Here is a 421-nt window from a genome sequence, read left to right as displayed (position 1 = left end):
GGTTCATTTTTGAACCCTTCTCTCGGATTGCTTCGTGCCCGGGCGCGGGTCGAAGCCGTTCAGGACTTCAGTTGAGCGTCATCTTGCCTACGACTACCCTTTTCGCGGCTGGCTGGTCCTTGTACGTAGTGAATACTCCAGCAACCCGCTTAGACGAGGTCGAGAACTTCGTGCACGGGACGGCGCGGCTTTTGCGCCCAGTTGCCTTGACGCTCGGCACCGACAGCGAGCAGAAGCGCGGGCACTTCGTCATCGGCCAAGCCGAATTCGCGATGAACCGCCTCAGCGTCGAACCCGATCATCGGCGTGGACCCCATACCCAGCGAGCGGGCAGCGTAGATCATTGCCGACGCGCCGAATGTTGCCGTGCGTACGGCTTCGTCGCGACGACGCTGCGGATATTCCATGTACAGTTCGCGGG

At 61.0% G+C, this 421-nt stretch carries 1 protein-coding gene; it reads right to left on the bottom strand.

Annotated features, from left to right (window positions below):
• Window positions 1–149: 149 nt before the first annotated feature.
• A partial coding sequence (locus AB4Y42_RS44295; protein WP_368697903.1) for a nitroreductase family protein occupies window positions 150–421 on the bottom strand: 272 nt, incomplete at its 5' end.

Origin of the sequence: Paraburkholderia sp. EG286B (assembly GCF_040965655.1) — a bacterium.
In the GTDB taxonomy this organism is placed as follows: domain Bacteria; phylum Pseudomonadota; class Gammaproteobacteria; order Burkholderiales; family Burkholderiaceae; genus Paraburkholderia.
Note: the sequence above shows the minus strand (reverse complement) of the source record. Positions and strands in the feature narration are given on the sequence as shown.